This window comes from Rhizobium sp. SRDI943 (assembly GCF_057653695.1).
Map to the genome: position 1 here is coordinate 2,775,090 of NZ_CM172787.1, position 14,267 is coordinate 2,789,356.

15 protein-coding genes and 1 pseudogene are annotated in these 14,267 nt (G+C 61.6%); 10 read left to right on the plus strand and 6 right to left on the minus strand.

Annotated features, from left to right (window positions below):
- The first annotated feature begins 173 nt into the window (after nucleotides 1–173).
- The 4 genes from AC245Y_RS14400 to AC245Y_RS14415 all read left to right on the plus strand — a co-directional run bounded on the left by AC245Y_RS14400 (nucleotide 174) and on the right by AC245Y_RS14415 (nucleotide 3,459).
- The gene (locus tag AC245Y_RS14400; RefSeq protein WP_017994664.1) at nucleotides 174–1,091 is read left to right on the plus strand and encodes a bifunctional helix-turn-helix transcriptional regulator/GNAT family N-acetyltransferase; all 918 of its coding nucleotides are present in this window, start codon (nucleotides 174–176) and stop codon (nucleotides 1,089–1,091) included.
- A 61-nt stretch (nucleotides 1,092–1,152) separates the two neighbouring features.
- Complete coding sequence (locus tag AC245Y_RS14405) at nucleotides 1,153–1,776, plus strand: TetR/AcrR family transcriptional regulator (protein ID WP_012758200.1); 624 nt, start codon at nucleotides 1,153–1,155, stop codon at nucleotides 1,774–1,776.
- A gap of 110 nt (nucleotides 1,777–1,886) precedes the next feature.
- Nucleotides 1,887–3,095 carry an MFS transporter gene (locus AC245Y_RS14410; protein ID WP_012758201.1) on the plus strand — a complete coding sequence of 403 codons (1,209 nt, stop codon included), beginning with the start codon at nucleotides 1,887–1,889 and terminating at the stop codon, nucleotides 3,093–3,095.
- Nucleotides 3,096–3,228: 133 nt separating this feature from the next.
- The gene (locus AC245Y_RS14415) at nucleotides 3,229–3,459 is read left to right on the plus strand and encodes a DUF6429 family protein (RefSeq protein ID WP_012758202.1); all 231 of its coding nucleotides are present in this window, start codon (nucleotides 3,229–3,231) and stop codon (nucleotides 3,457–3,459) included.
- Nucleotides 3,460–3,488: 29 nt separating this feature from the next.
- On the opposite strand, the gene AC245Y_RS14420 is transcribed toward AC245Y_RS14415, so the two are convergent.
- A complete protein-coding gene (locus AC245Y_RS14420; RefSeq protein ID WP_012758203.1) occupies nucleotides 3,489–3,905 on the minus strand; it encodes a winged helix-turn-helix transcriptional regulator in 417 nt (138 codons plus the stop codon).
- 123 nt (nucleotides 3,906–4,028) lie between these two features.
- Here AC245Y_RS14420 and AC245Y_RS14425 point away from each other — a divergent pair, with 123 nt between their 5' ends.
- The gene (locus tag AC245Y_RS14425) at nucleotides 4,029–4,934 is read left to right on the plus strand and encodes an SDR family oxidoreductase (protein WP_017994665.1); all 906 of its coding nucleotides are present in this window, start codon (nucleotides 4,029–4,031) and stop codon (nucleotides 4,932–4,934) included.
- Between the two features lie 357 nt (nucleotides 4,935–5,291).
- Here the strand turns inward: AC245Y_RS14425 and AC245Y_RS14430 are convergent, their stop codons facing one another.
- Nucleotides 5,292–6,044 carry a pyridoxine 5'-phosphate synthase gene (locus AC245Y_RS14430; RefSeq protein WP_012758205.1) on the minus strand — a complete coding sequence of 251 codons (753 nt, stop codon included), beginning with the start codon at nucleotides 6,042–6,044 and terminating at the stop codon, nucleotides 5,292–5,294.
- Nucleotides 6,045–6,494: 450 nt separating this feature from the next.
- Between AC245Y_RS14430 and AC245Y_RS14435 the strand changes: the two are divergent.
- Nucleotides 6,495–7,186 (plus strand): annotated as a pseudogene (locus tag AC245Y_RS14435) (MerR family transcriptional regulator).
- Nucleotides 7,187–7,290: 104 nt separating this feature from the next.
- Here the strand turns inward: AC245Y_RS14435 and AC245Y_RS14440 are convergent.
- Together AC245Y_RS14440 and AC245Y_RS14445 are read right to left on the minus strand one after the other, a co-directional pair.
- Nucleotides 7,291–8,418: an ATP-dependent DNA helicase gene (locus AC245Y_RS14440; RefSeq protein WP_003560862.1), complete on the minus strand. Its 1,128-nt coding sequence runs from the start codon at nucleotides 8,416–8,418 to the stop codon at nucleotides 7,291–7,293.
- Between the two features lie 73 nt (nucleotides 8,419–8,491).
- Nucleotides 8,492–9,415 (minus strand): LysR family transcriptional regulator, encoded by a 924-nt coding sequence (locus AC245Y_RS14445; RefSeq protein ID WP_012758207.1) that lies wholly within the window; start codon nucleotides 9,413–9,415, stop codon nucleotides 8,492–8,494.
- Between the two features lie 131 nt (nucleotides 9,416–9,546).
- Between AC245Y_RS14445 and AC245Y_RS14450 the strand changes: the two genes are divergently transcribed.
- The 4 genes from AC245Y_RS14450 (at nucleotide 9,547) to AC245Y_RS14465 (ending at nucleotide 13,012) form a co-directional block, all read left to right on the plus strand.
- Nucleotides 9,547–10,026 (plus strand): carboxymuconolactone decarboxylase family protein, encoded by a 480-nt coding sequence (locus tag AC245Y_RS14450; protein WP_012758208.1) that lies wholly within the window; start codon nucleotides 9,547–9,549, stop codon nucleotides 10,024–10,026.
- Nucleotides 10,027–10,094: 68 nt separating this feature from the next.
- On the plus strand, nucleotides 10,095–10,850 hold the full coding sequence (locus tag AC245Y_RS14455) for an SDR family oxidoreductase (protein WP_017994667.1): 756 nt from the start codon (nucleotides 10,095–10,097) through the stop codon (nucleotides 10,848–10,850).
- Nucleotides 10,851–10,918: 68 nt separating this feature from the next.
- On the plus strand, nucleotides 10,919–11,335 hold the full coding sequence (locus AC245Y_RS14460; protein ID WP_017994668.1) for a cupin domain-containing protein: 417 nt from the start codon (nucleotides 10,919–10,921) through the stop codon (nucleotides 11,333–11,335).
- 195 nt (nucleotides 11,336–11,530) lie between these two features.
- Nucleotides 11,531–13,012, plus strand: coding sequence for a cyclic nucleotide-binding domain-containing protein (locus AC245Y_RS14465; protein ID WP_026157422.1), 1,482 nt, complete (start codon nucleotides 11,531–11,533; stop codon nucleotides 13,010–13,012).
- A gap of 15 nt (nucleotides 13,013–13,027) precedes the next feature.
- On the opposite strand, the gene AC245Y_RS14470 is transcribed toward AC245Y_RS14465, so the two are convergent.
- Nucleotides 13,028–13,516: an RrF2 family transcriptional regulator gene (locus tag AC245Y_RS14470; protein ID WP_017994670.1), complete on the minus strand. Its 489-nt coding sequence runs from the start codon at nucleotides 13,514–13,516 to the stop codon at nucleotides 13,028–13,030.
- A 132-nt stretch (nucleotides 13,517–13,648) separates the two neighbouring features.
- Nucleotides 13,649–14,224, minus strand: a complete 576-nt coding sequence (locus AC245Y_RS14475) for a MarR family winged helix-turn-helix transcriptional regulator (RefSeq protein WP_032996432.1) — start codon at nucleotides 14,222–14,224, stop codon at nucleotides 13,649–13,651.
- Nucleotides 14,225–14,267 lie beyond the last annotated feature (43 nt).

The window sequence follows — 14,267 nt, forward strand, 5'->3', positions numbered from 1 at the left end:
CTTTGCCGGACTGCTGACAACGTCGGCCAACTCCTCTTTCGTCATGCTCGGGCTTGTCCCGAACATCTGCAACCGGTGCAGCAGATCCTCGGCACAAAGGCCGAGGATGACGCCGAGTAAAGAGCGAGGTTTGTCAACAAACTGGCAAAGATCTCCATCTGGAGATCTTTGCCATGCCCGATATCGCCCTCATCGAAACCGCCCGCGATTTCAACCGCTTCTATACGAACTTCCTCGGCCTGCTGAACAAGGCCTATCTCGACACGCCCTTCACGCTGACCGATGCCCGCATCCTCTTCGAGGTCGGCTCGCATGAGGGCATCAGCGCTGTAGCGCTTGCCCGCGACCTGCAGCTCGACCCGGCCTATCTCAGCCGCATCCTCAAGCGTTTCCGCGCCGAAGGGCTGATCGAAACCAGCCCCGATCCGGCAGATCTTCGCAGCCAGGTCATCATTGTCACCGATCGGGGACGAGAGACGTTCGAGGAACTCGGCCGACGCTCCAATGCGCAGATCGCCGCCCATTTCGATCGCTTGGCGACTGGCGAACCGGAGGCAGCGGTCTCCGCCATGCACACGATCCGCGCCCTGCTCGACCCGGCGGCAAAGCCCGCACCGGCCATCATCCGCGCCCACCGCGCCGGCGATATCGGCTGGATCGTTCAGAGCCAGGGCCGCTTCTATGCCGAGGAATATGGCTGGGACCTGCGCTTCGAGGCGCTGGTCGCCGAGGTCGCCGGAAAATTCCTCGCCAATTTCGATCCGGCCAAGGAATATTGCTGGATCGCCGAACGCGGCGGCGTCAATGTCGGCTCCGTCCTCGTCACCAATGGCGGCGACGGCATCGCCAAGCTCCGCCTGCTCTATGTCGACAAATCAGCCCGCGGCCTCGGGCTCGGCAAACTGCTGGTCGACGAATGCATCCGCTTCTCCAGAGAGAAGGGTTATCGCGAACTCTCGCTCTGGACCAACGACATGCTGGAGACCGCCCGCGCCATCTACGTCAAGACAGGATTTCGCCTTGTCTCCGAGGAGAGACATCGCATGTTCGGCCCCGAGGCGAACGGCCAGAACTGGGTGCTCGATCTCTGAATTTGTTGCGTCGCAGAAATTTCACTTGATTTGGAAACGGTCATTCCCTAATTAGGGCGCCATGACCGACGCCACCCTCACATCCGAAGCAAAGACCCGCAGCCGCGGCCGTCCGCGCGAGTTCGATATGGACGCAGCACTCGATGCGGCGCTGCGCGTCTTTTCCGAACGCGGCTACCACGCCGCCGCCATCAGCGAATTGACCGAAGCAATGGGCCTTGCTTCGGGGAGCATCTACAAGGCATTCAAGGACAAGCGCGGGATCTTCCTCGCTGCTTTCGCCCATTATCGAAAACTCGGCCGACGGCGGCTGGAAGCGATGATCGCGTCTGCGAAGACCGGTCGCGAGAAGGTCTTCCAGATGGTGATGTATTATACCGAGCTCTCCTATGGCGAAGCCGGCCGCAAAGGCTGTCTCGTCGTTGGCGGCGCCAACGACTTCGCCCTGCTCGACGAGGAAGCCGCTGCCCACGTCGTGACTGCCTTTGCCGCGGACGAAAAGCTGATGGCTGATCTTATCCGCATCGGCCAGGCAGACGGCACCATTCCGAAGACGGTAGACCCGGATACCGCCGCCCTCGCCTTCCTCTGCTTTACCAAGGGCCTACGCGTCATCGGCAAAACAGGACGCAGCAGGGAAGAGATGCTGTCCGCGGCCGAGGCCGCGATGAAGCTCGTGACCTGAAAAGTCCGCACCGTGGACGAGAGAAATACCGGCATTCGGTCAAGGATCGGGTGGCCGCAGCCAGCTTTTTTGCATTCAATTCTTTCAATCTTTGAATACCGGAGCTTCTGATGAGCATTTCAGCCACCACGCCGGACGAGGCCATTCCCAGGGCGCTATCTCCCTGGCTCACCTTCCTTTTCGCCGCCGCCTGCGGGCTGGTGGCCGCCAATCTCTATTACGGCCAGCCGCTCGCCGGCCCGATCAGCGCCGATCTCGGCTTCACGCCTGCCGCCACCGGCCTGATCGTCACACTGACGCAGATCGGCTACGGCCTCGGCCTGCTGCTGATCGTGCCGCTCGGCGACCTCACCGAAAACCGCCGTCTGGTGTTGATGCTGATCGCCGTCTCCGCCGTCGCGCTCATCGGCGCGGCGCTGTCTTCGACGCCCACAACCTTCCTCGTCGCCTCGCTCTCTATCGGTCTTTCATCGGTCGCAGTTCAGGTCCTGGTTCCCTTTGCCGCCAACATGGCGCCTGATGCCACCCGTGGCCAGGTCGTCGGCAACGTCATGAGCGGCCTGCTCTGCGGCATCATGCTCGCCCGCCCCTTCGCAAGCTTCGTCGCCGAGGCCTCTTCCTGGCATGTGGTCTACTACGTCACTGCTGGCGTCATGCTCGTGCTCGCCGTCGTGCTCCGCGCTAACCTGCCGGTCCGCCGGCCGACGACCAGGCTACGCTACGGCGAACTGCTCGCCTCCATGGGCCACCTGGCACTGACCTCGCGGGTGCTGCAGCGCCGGGCGCTCTATCAGGCCGGCATGTTCGGCGCCTTCAGCCTGTTCTGGACGACGACGCCGCTGCTGCTCGCAAGTCCCGCCTTCGGCCTGACACAGAACGGCATCGCCCTCTTCGCCCTCGCAGGTGCTGCCGGCGCCATCGCCTCGCCGATTGCCGGCCGGCTTGCCGATCGCGGTATGACGAAGATCGCCTCGACGCTTGCCATGCTGCTCGGCATGGCTGCCTTCCTGATCGGCCATTTCGCCGGCGACGGCTCGCTTGGCGCTTTGCTGCTCTTGACGGCGGCAGCGATCCTTCTCGATTTCGGCGTGACGACCAATCTCGTCTGCGGCCAGCGCGCCATCTATGCGCTGAACCCGGAACATCGCAGCCGGCTCAACGGCCTGTTCATGGCGACCTTCTTTGCCGGCGGCGCACTGGGCTCAGCACTCGGCGGCTGGGCCTATGCGACCGGCGGCTGGACGATGACGGCGTGGATCGGCTTCTGCTTCCCTGCGCTGGCCTTCCTGCTGTTCCTGACGGAAGGACGCGGCAAGTAAGGCAACATCAGAATTCAGGATTGAACGTCTAAAACCTTGACAGAGCCAACTTTTGGATGCCCACCTCCAGGAGGCAGCGTATTCATCCGTTTGAGAGCTGCAGAATTTTCGCCTTTTTGCATGGGATTCCGGCATGGAGATAGACGAAGAGAAAATCGACGATGCTGTGCTTGCATTGTTATGGCTGACGCTGCATGACGGAGACCGTGCCTGGAAAGGTTTTGACTGGGGCGTGATGGACCGTTTGCATCAGAAAGGTCTGATTGCAAATCCCGCGGGCAAGGCCAAGTCTGTGGTTCTGAGCGACGAAGGTTTGCGACGATCGGAGGAATTATTCCGCGCTCTGTTTATGCGATCGACGTGATGATCGCTCTTCCTGATTTATCAGCGGCCCTAGCTGTTGTGAGAATCGAACTGAGAACGGGCGGCGCGAACGGCATCATGGTTTGCTTCCGCCCAGTTCAACAGTTGCGCCAGCGTCTGGTAAAGCGAGCGGCCGAGTTCGGTCATCGAATATTCCACACTCGGCGGCTTGGTCGGGAACACCTCGCGGTGGATGTAACCGTCCCTCTGCAGGTCGCGCAGCGTCTGCGTCAGCATGCGCTGCGAAATATCAGGGATCATCCGCCGCAGCTCGCCGAACCGATAGGGCCGATCCGCCAGCACATCGAGGAGCAGCGTCGACCATTTGCCGCCGATCTGCTGCATCATGTCCCTGACCGGGCAGTTGCCGAAATCGAGGCCGGCAAGATCGATCTCGCGCCGCGTCCCCGGCATCCTGTTCTTCAAACTGAGGACTGCACCGCTCATCTGCTGGTTCCCTTTTGGTAACGTACAGCCGAAAAACTGCCTCCTTTACACCGTCAAGTCAATTCCTATTCTAGTGTTACTCTCTTTTTGAGACCACCAGCACAACACAGAAGGAAACGACGTATGAGCGAAACCATCCTGGTCACCGGCGCTGCTGGGCAGCTCGGACAGCGTGTCATCCATCACCTCATCGAGACCTACAAGATCGCCCCCGGCAGCATTGTCGCGGCAACGCGCAGCCCCGAAAAGCTCTCCGAACTCGAAAAGAAGGGTGTGGTCACCCGCAAGGCCGATTTCGATGACGCGGCCGGTCTGGAGGAGGCTTTCGCCGGCATCGACCGGTTGCTGATCATCAGCACCGATGCGCTCGACACCCCCGGCAAGCGCCTTGCCCAGCACCAGGGTGCTGTCGCGGCGGCAGTCAAAGCAGGCGTCAAGCACATCGCCTACACCTCGATGCCGGCGCCGGACAATTCGCTCGTCACCTTCGCGCCCGATCATCTCGGCAGCGAAAACGCCATCAAGTCAAGCGGCATCGCCCATACGATCATCCGCGATGCCTGGTACCACGACAACTATCTGCACGGGATGCCGCACAATCTGCAGGGCGGCAAATGGTACAGCGCCACCGGCGACGGCAAGATCTCCACCATCTCGCGTGACGACTGCGCGTTGGCGATCGCCGCAGCCCTTGCCTCCGGCACATCCGAGAGCGCCACCTATACGCTGACCGGCGCGCAATCGCTGAACAACCGGCAGATCGCCGCCATCGTCTCCGACGTCGCCGGCAAGCCGCTCGCGGTCGTCGACGTCAATGATGAGCAGCTCGGTCAGGGTATGCTCGGCGCCGGCCTCCCCGGTTTTGTCGCCGACATGCTGGTCTCTGCCGACGCCAACACCCGCGCCGGCAAGTTCGACATCGTCACCGAAGACTTCACCAAGCTGACCGGCAAACAGCCGCAGCCGCTGAAGGATTTCTTCGTGGAGCACAAGGCGGCGCTGACGACTTCAGGCAATGCTGCGCATTGAAGCCTTTCGCTGTGTCCCTGCGCTAGTCGCAGGGATGAGCGAACTCCGATTCTGGATCCCTCATCAGGTCAGATGAGTCGCTCACGGCGCAGCCGCGCCGTGGCTGGATTCCTGTGACAGGCACAGGAATGAGGGAGGGTGAATTAAACGCCTTCGCCAAAATTTCCCGTCGACATTGAGACAACGGTTGATGGGAAGCGCTACCTCTCCCATCCTCATTCCTGTGCCTGTCATAGGAATCCAGCGCGCCCAAGTCCTTGGGCGCGGGAGACTCTTCCTTCAAGACGCACTGTCTGACTCAGGGCCCAAAACGTAATAACCCGCTTCCAGTCAAAGCGTTGAAGAAAACGACCTTCCTCAAACCACCTGCCCGCAAGCCCGGCAGAAGCGCCGCACCGTTTCCGCCATGCCGTATTCCAGCGCATCGGCGGTCAACCCATGACCGATCGAGACCTCGGCAAGCTGGGGAATGCGCCTGACCAGCGCCGGCAGGTTTTCGACCGTCAGATCGTGGCCGGCATTGACGGCGAGGCCGATTTCAAGGGCCGCATCCGCCGTCCGTCCAAGCGCTTCAAGGATCGGGCCTGCCCGCTCCGGTGCGTCGAAGCAACCGCCATAGGGGCCGGTATAGAGTTCGATCCGATCGGCGCCGACCGCCTTGGCGATCTCAACCGCCTGTGCGTCCCCGTCACCATCGGCAAACAGCGACACCCGGCATCCCATCGTCTTCAGCCGCGCGACGGCATCGGTCAGGAACGCCTGGTGCTTGCGGAAATCCCAGCCGTGATCGGAGGTCGCCTGGGCGGGATCGTCAGGCACCAGCGTCACCTGCTCGGGTGCCGCGCCGGCGCAGAGTTCGAAGAATTCCTCTGTGGGATAACCCTCGATATTGAACTCGGTCTTGGGGAATTCGTCGTCGATCAGGTTGCGGATCACAGGCAGGTCGGAAAAGCGGATGTGCCGCTGGTCGGGGCGCGGATGCACCGTCAGCCCGCTCGCACCGGATTTCAGCGCGATACGCCCGAGCGCTTCGACGCTCGGCCAGGGCAGGTCGCGCCGGTTGCGCAGCATCGCGACGGCGTTGAGGTTCACGGAGAGCTTGGCGGGCATGGCGAGATCCATCGGTCACGGAAATGGGAGGCCTGCTTTTAAGCCAAGTGCTCCGCGATGGCCAACGAGATTCACAAATGGATGCGATGCCAATCGCTGATGGGCACCGAAATTACGCTGAGCATTTGCCGCACGCGTACCGCAGATAGTAAATCCCGTCACCTTTGAAGAGAACCGCGAGATCCCGCAGTGCAGCACAGGTTTTTGTGCAACACACCCAAGGACCCGGCAAAATATGCCGGTAAAGTTGCTATCCCATTTAAAAGAGATTATTTTTAGCACTTATAAAAAAGATCGTTCACGCATAACGTGGAGATCGTATTGCGTAGAGTACGCCGCGTACTGCTTCTTTCCCAATGAGAAGAACGCCTAGAGGAAACCCCACTCGCCGCGCATGGGAAGCAACTGGCAAAGCCGCATGAGGTGCAACAACATGCCCCAGGAGGGTTCATGCCAGACGGTTCCAAACGCCTGTTTGCCACCGCCGGTATCGCTTCGGAGGCCCGATCGAGATATCGGTTCCTGCCTTCAGCCGCGCTGCCGCCGGATCTACCTGATGGTCCGGTGCCTATTGCCGACATGGCAAACGCATTCGGCGTCACACACAGGACACTGCATTTCTATGAAGAGAAAGGTTGATTTCAGCCAACCGCATCGGCCTGATGCGGGTCTACGGCCAGGACGATGTGATGCGCATGGCCGTGATCACGGTCTGCCGCGATACAGGTATGCCGATCGCCGTCATCCAGGAACTGATGGGCGAACTCCGCAACGCTGATTCGCAGGAGACGGCCGAGGCAATGTTCCGCGAGGCCCTGCAGGTGCGCAAGCGCGAACTGACGGCAGAGATGTCGACGCTGCACCGCCAGCTCCAGCAGGTCGGCGACCTCCTGGACTACGACGGCAGCATCGAGGAGCCGCCGTTAAACGACAACCAGGACAGTGCAAGCCTGACCGCACAGGAGCGGCGTTGCCTGGAACTGATGGCCGAGGGTTATTCCACCCAGCGCATCGCCCGGGCGCTCGACCTGAAGCATGACGAAACCCGTGACCTGGAGGCCGGAATCATCCTGAAATTCCGCGCCAACAACCGCTTCCAGGCCATCGCCAAGGCAGTTCTGCTCGGCATCGTGCAGGCTTAGTACCATCCGCCCAAGATACGGCCGCCACCGTTTCTTCCTCACCACTCCAGATGGCGAATGAGACCTGGTCGCAGGTGCGACCGGGATCACGAGTGTGATCGAGATCAGCGGACGATCGTCAGCGTCTCTGCCGCGCGCGTGATTGCTGTATAGAGCCAGCGTTCCCGGGTATCGCGAAACGCCCAGCTCTCGTCGAAGAGCACGACATCGTTCCATTGCGAACCCTGCGCCTTGTGAACGGTCAGCGCGTAGCCGAAGTCGAACTCGTCGTAGCGTTTGCGGGTGTTCCAGGGAATCTCGCCCTCGACATCCTCAAAGGCCTGCTTCAGCAGTTTGATCTTGGCCGCTCCCCGGTCCATGTCGTCATCCTCAGGGCGGACGAGCAGATTGATGCCGGGCTTCGTCGTTTCCTTGGACGAGGTCATCACCTGCCAGAGCGAACCGTTGAGCAGGCCCTTGGCCGGATCGTTCCGCAGGCAGACGAGCTTGTCGCCGGTCTGCGGATAATCGGCATTGAAGCCTTTCAACTCACGCAGGCGCTGATTGTAGCGCCGCCGCGTGCGATTGGTGCCGACGAGCACCTGATCGGCATCGAGCACCAGCTGCTGCGTCACCTCGTTCTTCGAGATCACCTTGGCCGTGCCGTAATCGCCGTACATCACCTCATTGCCTTCGCGCACCTGCATGGCGAGCTTGATGATCGGATTGTCGCGCGCCTGCCGGTGGATATCGGTGAGCAGGTAGTCCGGATCCTGATTGGTGAAGTAGCCGCCGCCTGTGACCGGCGGCAGCTGGCCGGGATCGCCGAGCACCAGGATCGGCGTGCCGAAGCTCATCAGATCCTTGCCGAGCGCCTCGTCCACCATCGAGCATTCGTCGACGATGATCAGCGCCGCCTTGGCGACCGGGCTTTGCCGGTTGATCGAAAACATCGGCGCGATCGAGGTCTTGCCTGTTTCCTCGTCTTCCACGGCCTCCTCGCCGCGCGGCCGATAGATCAGCGAATGGATCGTCCGGGCGTTGGAGGCGCCGCGCGAGCGCAGCACCTGCGCCGCCTTGCCGGTGAATGCGGCAAACAGCACGTCGCCGTCGACATTTTCGGCAAAATGCTTGGCAAGCGTCGTCTTTCCCGTTCCGGCGTAGCCGAACAGGCGAAAGAGCGGCGAGCGCCCTTCCTTCAGCCATTTCGAAACAGCCTTCAGGGCTTCATCTTGTTGCGGCGCAAATTGCATGATCGCAGGACTTGGCAGGATTCGCGGGATTTAGGCAAGGCGGAAAACGGCAAATCGCCCGGCCGGACGATCATCAGTTCCACTGCCGGTCCGCGCCGCTGGCGCACATCGACGGGTCCTGCCCCATAGCTCCGGTGAGAAAATCCAGAACCGTCTTGACGCGCAGCGGCATGTTGCGCCGCGAGGGATAGACGACGGTAACCGGCAGCCGGCTCGGCTGGAAATCCTTCATCACGGGGACCAGCCGGCCGGCGGCGATATCGGGCATCGCGATGATGTGCGAAAGCACCGCAAGACCCGCGCCGGCAAGGGCTGCCCGGTGAATGGCGACGGCATTGCAGGCGGTCAGCCGCGGCGAGATCCGGACCGATATGTCTTCCGAACCGTTCGAGAAGGACCAGGTATTGGCCTCGCCTGCCCTGTTGTAGCACAGGCATTCATGGTCCTTGATCTCCTTCGGTGCGCGGGGAGCCGCCCTGCGTGCGAGATAGGCGGGAGATGCAACGAGGAAGGCGGTCGTCCAGCCGATCCGCCGGCAGACGAGGCTGCTGTCGGCGACCTGGCCCAAGCGCACTTCGAGATCCAGGCGCTCCTCGATCATATCCGAGCCCTGCTCCCTGAAGATGAGTTCGACCGAGAGCTTCGGATGGGCGGCGAGAAGATCGCCGAGCCGCTCGCTGAGATAGAGGCCGAGTGGTGCTGGAACGCTGAGCCTGACCTTTCCCGAGGCCGTGGTTCCGTCAGATCCGGCCGCATCGCCGAGCTCCTCAACCGCTTCGAGAATCCGCAGCGCCATCGGCAGCATCCGCTCCCCCTCTGCCGTCAGCGACAGGCCGCTCGTCGTGCGATGCAGGAGGCGGGTGTTGAAATGGCCCTCGAGGGCTGCAACCTGTCGCGAGACCGCCGGCTGCGTCACGTCGAGATCGTGCGCCGCCGCCGAAAACGAACCCGTCTCCACAACGCGCTGAAAGGTCCGCAATGCCGAAACGATATCCATCCCCTGTCCCTCATACTTTTGCGCATAGGCTTTATGCAGCCAGACTAAGCGAGAATGGCTTTACAGTCCAGCAATTAAGGATATCTTCTATCCATAAGGATATTTAATGTCCTTAATTAAAGGAGAGACACATGACCCAGCGACTGAACTACGCCCAACAGTCCCCCGAGCTTTTCAAGAAATTCATGGAATTCAGCATGGCGCTGAAGAGCAGCGTGATCGACGAGAAGCTGCAGGCCCTCGTCGAGGTCCGCGCTTCGCAGATCAATGGATGCGGCTTTTGCCTGGATATGCATGTGAAGCAGGCCAAGATCCTCGGCGAGACGGAACTGCGGCTCTACCACGTCGCCATCTGGCGGGAATCGAACCTGTTCATCCCCCGCGAGCGTGCAGCCCTTGCCTGGACCGAAGCACTGACGAAGCTTCCCGAGGGCGGCATTCCCGACGAGATTTACGAACGGGTGCGCGGCCAGCTTTCCGAGAAGGAGATCTCGGATCTGACTTTCGTCGTCATGGCGATCAACGCCTGGAACCGCGTCAATGTCGGCTTCAAGACCGTGCCCGGCACGGCCGACAAGGCCTACGGCCTCGATAAGGCTGGCCTGAACTAAACCGCGCAATTCATTGAGAAGATTCACCTTTGACGCTGCCGTACCACGGCAGCGAACGGAGATCCATTATGAAAATCGTTGTCATCGGCGGAACCGGCCTTATCGGTTCGAAGACTGTCGAACGCCTGCGCAAACGCGGCCATGACGTGATTGCCGCCTCGCCGAACTCCGGCGTCAACACGATCACGGGAGAAGGACTGGCGGAGGCGCTCTCGGGCACCGAAGTCGTGCTCGACCTCGCCAATTCGCCGTCCTTCGAGGATAAGGCCGTGCTCGAATTTTTCGAGACCTCGGGCCGCAATCTTCTCGCCGCCGAAAAACTCGCCGGCGTCAAGCACCAGATCGCCCTCTCCGTCGTCGGCACCGAGCGTCTGCAGGAAAGCGGCTATTTCCGCGGCAAGCTTGCCCAGGAAAAACTGATCAAGGCATCGGGCATTCCCTACACCATCGTCCATTCGACGCAGTTCATGGAATTCCTCGGTGGCATCGCCCGATCGGGAACGGTCGGCCAGACGGTCCACCTGTCGCCGGCCTATGTGCAGCCGATTGCTTCCGACGACGTGGCGGACGCCATGGCGGACGTGGCCCTCTCTGCTCCCGCCAACGCGACGCTCGAGATCGCGGGTCCGGAACGGGCGCGCCTCAGCGAGCTCGTCGCCCGCTATCTGAAGGCCATGAAAGACCCGCGCACCACCGAGGCTGATGTCGAGGCGAGATATTTCGGCGCAAGACTGAATGATCAGTCGCTCGTTTCCGACAACAACCCGCGGCTCGGCTCGATTACCTTCGAGCAGTGGTTCGCAAAGTCCATCCAGCCGACATGACTGACGTGCCCTCGAGACGCGACCGCTCGGGCGCGTCTTCCCCCGACCCAGCAACCATGGAGATTCCGATGATCAGAACATTTTTCCTCGCCGCCGCCCTCGCCTTTCCGGCTGCCACCGGCGTCAGCGCCCATGACAGCAGCGAGTCTGCGAAGGTGACACTCGTCTATGAGCACGAGCTTCCGAACGTGCCGGGTAAGAGCATCAAAGGTGTGCTGGTCGAATACGGCCCGGGCGGCTTCTCCGAAGGCCACACCCATCCCGACACCGCCTTCATCTATGCCACCGTGCTCGAAGGAGCGATCCGCAGCCAGGTCAATGACGGCCCGGTCAAGGTCTATCATGCCGGAGAGAGCTTCTCCGAAATGCCGGGCGACCGTCATGGCGTCAGCGCCAACGGCAGCGAGACCAAGCCCGCCCGCCTGCTCGCCGTCTTCGTCGTCGAGACCAACCAGAAAGAGCTGACCTATCCGCTCAAGAAGTGACGATCCGCATTACAGCGCCGCGCGTCTTTCAGACGCGCAAAGGACGCTGTAACACTTTCAACCCTCGCATCGTGCTTTCCGAAAATCGGAACCGATTTTCGGAAAGCACGATGCGATACCGCCCGCACGGGCCTGATGCTTGCGCGGGCGGCCGAGATGCTGAATCATGTGCGGCCAGCACCCGGAGACAGAGAGATGATTGACGACGCCCTCTTCGGCAAACCTCTGATATCCCTGATAACAGTCGGGTTCGCCGGTATCGTCGTCTGGCATCTGCTCTCCCGTCATCGGCCGACGACGCGGCTGGTGGTGCAGATCCTCTTCTTTGCAGTGATGACGCTGATCCTCGTCGGCAGCGGCATCGAACCCCACCGGTTTCAAGGATATGAGTCCGAGGACCCGCGGGCCCTGCTCGTCATCGTCGCAAAAACCCTCTGGTGGATCCATCTGGCATGGGCCGTCATCGGTTTTATCAGGCTCTATCTGGTGCTGGAGGGCAGTCCGCGAGAGGCCCGCCTGCTCCAGGATCTGGTCATCGGCGTCGTCTATATCGGCATGGCCCTGTCGGTTCTGGCCTTCGTCTTCGGCGTGCCGATCGGAACCCTCGTCGCGACCTCGGGCGTGGTCGCCATCATTCTCGGCCTGGCGCTGCAGAACACGCTCGCTGATGTCTTCTCCGGCATCGCTCTGACACTCGGCCGGCCATACATCATCGGCGACTGGATCCTTCTCAGCGACGGCACCGAGGGACGCGTCGTCGAAAGCAACTGGCGTGCGACACACATCCTGACCAGCGGCAACAATGTCGTCGTTCTGCCGAACAGTTTTCTGGCAAAGCTCGGTCTGACGAATGTCAGCCGGCCGGACGAGAGCCATCTCCTGATCCTCACCATCCGCATCGCCCCGACGCGCATGCCGGCATCGGTCCGCCACGTCATGGCAACGGCTCTTGCGAGCTGCAATTCGATCGTGCGCGAGCCGCCGCCGGTCGTGGCACTGAAGGGGCTGGATGCCACGGCGCTTGAGGTCGAGCTGCAGTTTCGGGTGACAAGCCCGAGCCAGCGGGTGCCGGCGCGGAACGAGGTGCTCGATCTCGTCTATCGCCATTGCAAATCCGCCGGCCTGCTGCTGGCCATTCCGCCCTCGGCGACGGTGCTGACCGCCGATCTGCCGACGGAAGAAAGCGCAAAGCCGCCGAGCGTAACGCCGCTCGCCCTGATCGAGGCCATTCCGGTCTTTACGACGCTGACATCAGATGAAAAGCGCAGGCTCGCCGAAACCACGACTGTCCGGGAGTTCCGCAAGGGCGATGTGATCGTGCAGGAGGACGAAATGCTCCCCTCACTGATGATGGTGCGCGCCGGCATCATCGCGGCGCGGAACGCAGGCGAGGAACGCGGACGGCTCGCGCCGGGCGACTTTTTTGGAGAGACCGGACTGCTCGCCGGTATGCAGGAAGTCTGCACTCTGGAGGCTCTGACCCCCGTGACCGCCTATGAGATCGACCAGGAGGCCTTCGCGCCGCTGCTAAGCGAACGCCCGGCGCTGGCCGAAGAAATCGCCGACCACCTCGCCAGCCGCGCCGAGCGTTTCCGCAATGGCGCCTCCTTGCCCCCGGAACATGCCCGCAGCGCCCATGCGATCCTGAAGACGATCAGGACTATTTTCAAGGCATAGAGACCGGCATCCTGCTCAGCCGGAGCGCTTGAGCACCCATTCGAACGTGCTCCGCCAAATGTCGGCCGGCACCTCCTCGGACAAGGTGCCGACCAGATCGGAAAGCCGGACGCGCCTCAGCGTATCCCGCCAAGCCTCGTCGGCCTCCCACATGATGCGCGCAACCGCGCATGGCTTGCTGTCGCAATATCCTTCCGGCCGGCAGGGATTGTTCGCCCGAATGTTCGTACAGGTGAAGCTGCGGGCCTTCCCCTCGACCGCCTCGACGATCTCGAGAAAGTTGATATCCGAGGGGGTCTTGGCAAGCCTGTAGCCGCCACTCGGACCGAGCGTGGTCTCGACCAGCGATGCCTGCGAAAGGCTCTGCAGTGCTTTGGAGAGATATTCCTTCGGCAGACCATGAAGCTCCGCGAGCGCCTTGGTGGAAAGATACCTGCCCTCTGGCAGGCCCGCGAGAATGGCGCAGCAGTGAAGCGCCCACTCGACCTGGCTTTTCAGGATCATTCAGCAACTCGTGTGATGGCTGGCTCTGCCAATGGAATTAAGGATATATCATATCCGAAAACCGACACGATGTAAATGAGCTGCAAAAGCAGCGTGTTGTTGCCTGAACGGCGATGCGGGCTCCGATCTCCCTCAGCCCGCCTGCTCGTCCTCTCCCCGCGCCTGCTCATTTTCGATTCCGGCGATCAGCTTGCGCAGCAGCGCCGCAAGCGCCTCGCGCTCCTTTCCATCAAGAGCCTGCAAAAACGAGGATTCGCTCGCCATGTCCGTGCGGAAGGCCTTTTCGGCGAGTGCCGCACCCGCCTCGCTCAAGGCCACCAGCACACTGCGCCCATCGCGTGGTGATTTCTCGCGGCGGATCAGTCCCGCTTTCTCCAGCCGGTCAAGCCTGTGGGTCAGGCCCCCCGAGGAGATCATCAGCGCCGAATACATCTCCGTCGGGGTCATCAGGTAAGGCGGCCCGGAACGGCGAAGCGTTGCGATCACGTCGAATTCGCCGCGGTCGAGGCCAAAATCGGCGAAGGTCGCCTCGATGCTGGGACGCACCAGGTTGGATAATCGAAAGGCCCGCCCCAGGATCGCCATCGGCTCCGTGTCGAGGTCGGGCAGTTCCAGCGCCCATTGCCGTCGCAGCCGGTCGACGTGGTCCTCCCCGGGGCGGTCACCGTCCCTGGGGCGGTCGCGGTCCCCTTCAGTCCCATTCATCATTCTCTGCCTCATATGCCACCACAGCCGAGACATACACCTTCCA

Coding starts and splice junctions, on each gene's coding strand:
- AC245Y_RS14400 (WP_017994664.1), top strand. CDS start 174: ATGCCCGATATCGCCCTCATCGAAACCGCCCGCGATTTCAACCGCTTC.
- AC245Y_RS14405 (WP_012758200.1), top strand. CDS start 1,153: ATGACCGACGCCACCCTCACATCCGAAGCAAAGACCCGCAGCCGCGGC.
- AC245Y_RS14410 (WP_012758201.1), top strand. CDS start 1,887: ATGAGCATTTCAGCCACCACGCCGGACGAGGCCATTCCCAGGGCGCTA.
- AC245Y_RS14415 (WP_012758202.1), top strand. CDS start 3,229: ATGGAGATAGACGAAGAGAAAATCGACGATGCTGTGCTTGCATTGTTA.
- AC245Y_RS14420 (WP_012758203.1), bottom strand. CDS start 3,905: ATGAGCGGTGCAGTCCTCAGTTTGAAGAACAGGATGCCGGGGACGCGG.
- AC245Y_RS14425 (WP_017994665.1), top strand. CDS start 4,029: ATGAGCGAAACCATCCTGGTCACCGGCGCTGCTGGGCAGCTCGGACAG.
- AC245Y_RS14430 (WP_012758205.1), bottom strand. CDS start 6,044: ATGCCCGCCAAGCTCTCCGTGAACCTCAACGCCGTCGCGATGCTGCGC.
- AC245Y_RS14440 (WP_003560862.1), bottom strand. CDS start 8,418: ATGCAATTTGCGCCGCAACAAGATGAAGCCCTGAAGGCTGTTTCGAAA.
- AC245Y_RS14445 (WP_012758207.1), bottom strand. CDS start 9,415: ATGGATATCGTTTCGGCATTGCGGACCTTTCAGCGCGTTGTGGAGACG.
- AC245Y_RS14450 (WP_012758208.1), top strand. CDS start 9,547: ATGACCCAGCGACTGAACTACGCCCAACAGTCCCCCGAGCTTTTCAAG.
- AC245Y_RS14455 (WP_017994667.1), top strand. CDS start 10,095: ATGAAAATCGTTGTCATCGGCGGAACCGGCCTTATCGGTTCGAAGACT.
- AC245Y_RS14460 (WP_017994668.1), top strand. CDS start 10,919: ATGATCAGAACATTTTTCCTCGCCGCCGCCCTCGCCTTTCCGGCTGCC.
- AC245Y_RS14465 (WP_026157422.1), top strand. CDS start 11,531: ATGATTGACGACGCCCTCTTCGGCAAACCTCTGATATCCCTGATAACA.
- AC245Y_RS14470 (WP_017994670.1), bottom strand. CDS start 13,516: ATGATCCTGAAAAGCCAGGTCGAGTGGGCGCTTCACTGCTGCGCCATT.
- AC245Y_RS14475 (WP_032996432.1), bottom strand. CDS start 14,224: ATGATGAATGGGACTGAAGGGGACCGCGACCGCCCCAGGGACGGTGAC.